The 5,306-nt window shown below is 53.8% G+C and carries 2 tRNA genes and 3 rRNA genes; all 5 read right to left on the bottom strand.

Annotation, left to right across the window (positions count from 1 at the left end):
* Positions 1–8 precede the first annotated feature (8 nt).
* A 5S ribosomal RNA gene (gene rrf / locus AC3FKG_RS29595) occupies positions 9–122 on the bottom strand.
* Positions 123–248: 126 nt separating this feature from the next.
* Positions 249–3,129, bottom strand: a 23S ribosomal RNA gene (locus tag AC3FKG_RS29590).
* A gap of 308 nt (positions 3,130–3,437) precedes the next feature.
* A tRNA-Ala gene (locus AC3FKG_RS29585) sits at positions 3,438–3,513 on the bottom strand.
* Between the two features lie 11 nt (positions 3,514–3,524).
* Positions 3,525–3,601: transfer RNA gene (locus AC3FKG_RS29580), tRNA-Ile, on the bottom strand.
* A 64-nt stretch (positions 3,602–3,665) separates the two neighbouring features.
* Positions 3,666–5,197: ribosomal RNA gene (locus AC3FKG_RS29575) — 16S ribosomal RNA — on the bottom strand.
* Together the 16S, 23S and 5S rRNA genes with 2 tRNA genes alongside form the textbook arrangement of a ribosomal RNA operon.
* Positions 5,198–5,306 lie beyond the last annotated feature (109 nt).

The following is a 5,306-nucleotide window of genomic DNA, read 5'->3' as shown; positions in this document are numbered from 1 at the left end:
TTGTAAGAGCCTGGCGATGACCTACTTTCACACGGGTAATCCGCACTATCATCGGCGCGGAGTCGTTTCACGGACCTGTTCGGGATGGGAAGGGGTGGTTCCAACTCGCTATGGTCACCAGGCATAAGGGGTTGTGAGGCTGACGCGGTCAACCTCACCAATTCGGGATGTAGTTCTGTAGTCTTGGGTTGTGCTTGTCAACGCACGGCACAGGCGATTCTCTCACCAGGCTAAAACACACTGGTTATAGGATCAAGCCTTACGGGCAATTAGTACTGGTTAGCTTAACGCATTACTGCGCTTCCACACCCAGCCTATCAACGTCCTGGTCTCGAACGACCCTTCAAGGCGGTCAAGCCGCCAGGGAATCCTCATCTTCAGGCGAGTTTCCCGCTTAGATGCTTTCAGCGGTTATCTCTTCCGTACATAGCTACCCTGCGATGCCTCTGGCGAGACAACAGGTACACCAGCGGTACGTCCACTCCGGTCCTCTCGTACTAGGAGCAGCCCCCGTCAAGATTCCAACGCCCACGGCAGATAGGGACCAAACTGTCTCACGACGTTTTAAACCCAGCTCACGTACCTCTTTAAATGGCGAACAGCCATACCCTTGGGACCGGCTACAGCCCCAGGATGAGATGAGCCGACATCGAGGTGCCAAACACCGCCGTCGATATGAACTCTTGGGCGGTATCAGCCTGTTATCCCCAGAGTACCTTTTATCCGTTGAGCGATGGCCCTTCCATTCAGAACCACCGGATCACTATGTCCTGCTTTCGCACCTGCTCGACTTGTCGGTCTCGCAGTTAAGCACGCTTTTGCCATTGCACTTTAGGTACGATGTCCGACCGTACCAAGCGTACCTTCGAACTCCTCCGTTACACTTTGGGAGGAGACCGCCCCAGTCAAACTGCCTACCATGCACTGTCCCCGACCCGGATTCACGGGCCAAGGTTAGAACCTCAAACAAACCAGGGTGGTATTTCAAGGACGGCTCCACGTAGACTAGCGTCCACGCTTCAAAGCCTCCCACCTATCCTACACAGATCGGTTCAAAGTCCAATGCAAAGCTACAGTAAAGGTTCATGGGGTCTTTCCGTCTAGCCGCGGGGAGATTGCATCATCACAAACACTTCAACTTCGCTGAGTCTCGGGAGGAGACAGTGTGGCCATCGTTACGCCATTCGTGCAGGTCGGAACTTACCCGACAAGGAATTTCGCTACCTTAGGACCGTTATAGTTACGGCCGCCGTTTACCGGGACTTCAATCAAGAGCTTGCACCCCATCATTTAATCTTCCGGCACCGGGCAGGCGTCACACCCTATACGTCCACTTTCGTGTTTGCAGAGTGCTGTGTTTTTATTAAACAGTCGCAGCCACCATTTTATTGCAACCCCTTCACCCTTCTGGCGCAGGCCAGTCAAGCTACCAGGGCGTACCTTATCCCGAAGTTACGGTACCAATTTGCCGAGTTCCTTCTCCCGAGTTCTCTCAAGCGCCTTAGAATACTCATCTCGCCCACCTGTGTCGGTTTGCGGTACGGTCTCGTATGACTGAAGCTTAGAGGCTTTTCTTGGAACCACTTCCAATTGCTTCGCAGCACTAGGCCGCTCGCCCCATAGCCTTGAATTACGCGCCCGGATTTGCCTAAGCGCCTTCTCCACTACAGGGACCGGGACTTCCAACACCCGGACAACCTTCCGCGATCCGTCCCCCCATCGCATCATACGACGGTGCAGGAATATTAACCTGCTTCCCATCAGCTACGCATCTCTGCCTCGCCTTAGGGGCCGACTCACCCTACGCCGATGAACGTTGCGTAGGAAACCTTGGGCTTACGGCGAGGGGGCCTTTCACCCCCTTTATCGCTACTCATGTCAGCATTCGCACTTCCGATACCTCCAGCATCCTTTACAAGACACCTTCACAGGCTTACGGAACGCTCTCCTACCACGCACATTGCTGTGCGTCCGCAGCTTCGGTATATAGCTTAGCCCCGTTACATCTTCCGCGCAGGACGACTCGATCAGTGAGCTATTACGCTTTCTTTAAAGGGTGGCTGCTTCTAAGCCAACCTCCTGACTGTTTTAGCCTTCCCACTTCGTTTCCCACTTAGCTATATTTGGGGACCTTAGCTGGCGGTCTGGGTTGTTTCCCTCTTGACACCGGACGTTAGCACCCGATGTCTGTCTCCCGTGATTGCACTCTTCGGTATTCGGAGTTTGCTATGGCGGGGTAATCAGCAATAGACCCCCCAACCATGACAGTGCTCTACCCCCGAAGGTGAGACACGAGGCACTACCTAAATAGTTTTCGGAGAGAACCAGCTATTTCCAGATTTGTTTAGCCTTTCACCCCTATCCACAGCTCATCCCCTAACTTTTCAACGTTAGTGGGTTCGGTCCTCCAGTACGTGTTACCGCACCTTCAACCTGGCCATGGATAGATCATCTGGTTTCGGGTCTACACCCAGCGACTGAACGCCCTGTTCGGACTCGCTTTCGCTACGCCTGCCCTAATCGGTTAAGCTTGCCACTGAATGTAAGTCGCTGACCCATTATACAAAAGGTACGCCGTCACCCGTTTCCAGGCTCCGACTGTTTGTATGCATGCGGTTTCAGGATCTATTTCACTCCCCTCCCGGGGTTCTTTTCGCCTTTCCCTCACGGTACTGGTTCACTATCGGTCGATCACGAGTATTTAGCCTTGGAGGATGGTCCCCCCATCTTCAGACAGGATTTCACGTGTCCCGCCCTACTTGTCGTACACCTAGTTCCACAACGCTGTTTTCGCATACAGGGCTATCACCTGCTATGGCCGGGCTTTCCATCCCGTTTTGCTAACAACACTGCTAAAGAGTACAAGGCTCTTCCCATTTCGTTCGCCACTACTCTGGGAATCTCGGTTGATTTCTGTTCCTGCAGCTACTTAGATGTTTCAGTTCGCCGCGTTCGCTTCCCTGGCCTATGTATTCAGCCAGGGATGACCCATTCGGGCCGGGTTTCCCCATTCGGACATCTCCGGATCAAAGCTTGTTTGCCAGCTCCCCGAAGCTTTTCGCAGGCTACCGCGTCCTTCATCGCCTGTGATCGCCAAGGCATCCACCACATGCACTTGTTCGCTTGACCCTATAACGAGTGTGTCTCAGTGAGACCCTTCGCTACAGGTGAGTTCTCGCATTTGTGCCGTATTCCAAGTCATCTTTCGATCACTTAAATACATTTTGGTTGATACAATCACAACCCGGTATCGCGTTGGTTACTGCAGCGTCTCATCAACGCTCGCGCGACACCTTTACTACATCCCATATTGTTAAAGAACAGCCGATTCGCAGGGCAGACCCGCGATCGCTTGGCAATGCCAAAGGGAAGCACTCAATAAATGCTTTCCTTTGACAACCAATTCCAGGTTTTCCGCAACTCACTCGTCAGAGCGATGGTGGAGGATGACGGGATCGAACCGACGACCCCCTGCTTGCAAAGCAGGTGCTCTCCCAGCTGAGCTAATCCCCCCTCGGATAACTTGGTGGGTCTGGTAGGACTTGAACCTACGACCCCCGCCTTATCAAGACGGTGCTCTAACCACCTGAGCTACAGACCCTTGGCTGTAACAGCAAACAAACCGATAAGTGTGGACACTGGACACGCAGAACGCGCGCCTCTGGAAAGGAGGTGATCCAGCCGCACCTTCCGATACGGCTACCTTGTTACGACTTCACCCCAGTCATGAACCCTGCCGTGGTAATCGCCCTCCTTGCGGTTAGGCTAACTACTTCTGGCAAAACCCACTCCCATGGTGTGACGGGCGGTGTGTACAAGACCCGGGAACGTATTCACCGCGGCATGCTGATCCGCGATTACTAGCGATTCCAGCTTCACGTAGTCGAGTTGCAGACTACGATCCGGACTACGATGCGTTTTCTGGGATTAGCTCCCCCTCGCGGGTTGGCAACCCTCTGTACGCACCATTGTATGACGTGTGAAGCCCTACCCATAAGGGCCATGAGGACTTGACGTCATCCCCACCTTCCTCCGGTTTGTCACCGGCAGTCTCTCTAGAGTGCCCTTTCGTAGCAACTAGAGACAAGGGTTGCGCTCGTTGCGGGACTTAACCCAACATCTCACGACACGAGCTGACGACAGCCATGCAGCACCTGTGTCCACTTTCCCTTTCGGGCACCTAATGCATCTCTGCTTCGTTAGTGGCATGTCAAGGGTAGGTAAGGTTTTTCGCGTTGCATCGAATTAATCCACATCATCCACCGCTTGTGCGGGTCCCCGTCAATTCCTTTGAGTTTTAATCTTGCGACCGTACTCCCCAGGCGGTCAACTTCACGCGTTAGCTACGTTACTGAAGAAATGAATCCCCAACAACTAGTTGACATCGTTTAGGGCGTGGACTACCAGGGTATCTAATCCTGTTTGCTCCCCACGCTTTCGTGCATGAGCGTCAGTGACGTCCCAGGGGGCTGCCTTCGCCATCGGTATTCCTCCACATCTCTACGCATTTCACTGCTACACGTGGAATTCTACCCCCCTCTGACATACTCTAGCCTGACAGTCACAAGCGCCATTCCCAAGTTAAGCTCGGGGATTTCACGCCTGTCTTATCAAACCGCCTGCGCACGCTTTACGCCCAGTAATTCCGATTAACGCTCGCACCCTACGTATTACCGCGGCTGCTGGCACGTAGTTAGCCGGTGCTTATTCTTCCGGTACCGTCATCCCCCCGCCGTATTAGGGCAGAGGTTTTCTTTCCGGACAAAAGTGCTTTACAACCCGAAGGCCTTCTTCACACACGCGGCATTGCTGGATCAGGGTTGCCCCCATTGTCCAAAATTCCCCACTGCTGCCTCCCGTAGGAGTCTGGGCCGTGTCTCAGTCCCAGTGTGGCTGATCGTCCTCTCAGACCAGCTACTGATCGTCGCCTTGGTAGGCCTTTACCCCACCAACTAGCTAATCAGACATCGGCCGCTCCTATCGCGCGAGGCCTTGCGGTCCCCCGCTTTCACCCTCAGGTCGTATGCGGTATTAGCTAATCTTTCGACTAGTTATCCCCCACGACAGGGCACGTTCCGATGTATTACTCACCCGTTCGCCACTCGCCACCAGGCCGAAGCCCGTGCTGCCGTTCGACTTGCATGTGTAAGGCATGCCGCCAGCGTTCAATCTGAGCCAGGATCAAACTCTTCAGTTCAATCTCTGTGTGGACCCGAAGGTCCTCGCTCTTTCGAGCGGTCGCTCACTCTCAGAAAACTGACTGACCAGATCCGAAAATCCAGTCACGTTTTGCTGTGCGAGCACTG

This window comes from Cupriavidus sp. 22TCCZM04-2, from assembly GCF_057798895.1.
Note: the sequence above shows the minus strand (reverse complement) of the source record. Positions and strands in the feature narration are given on the sequence as shown.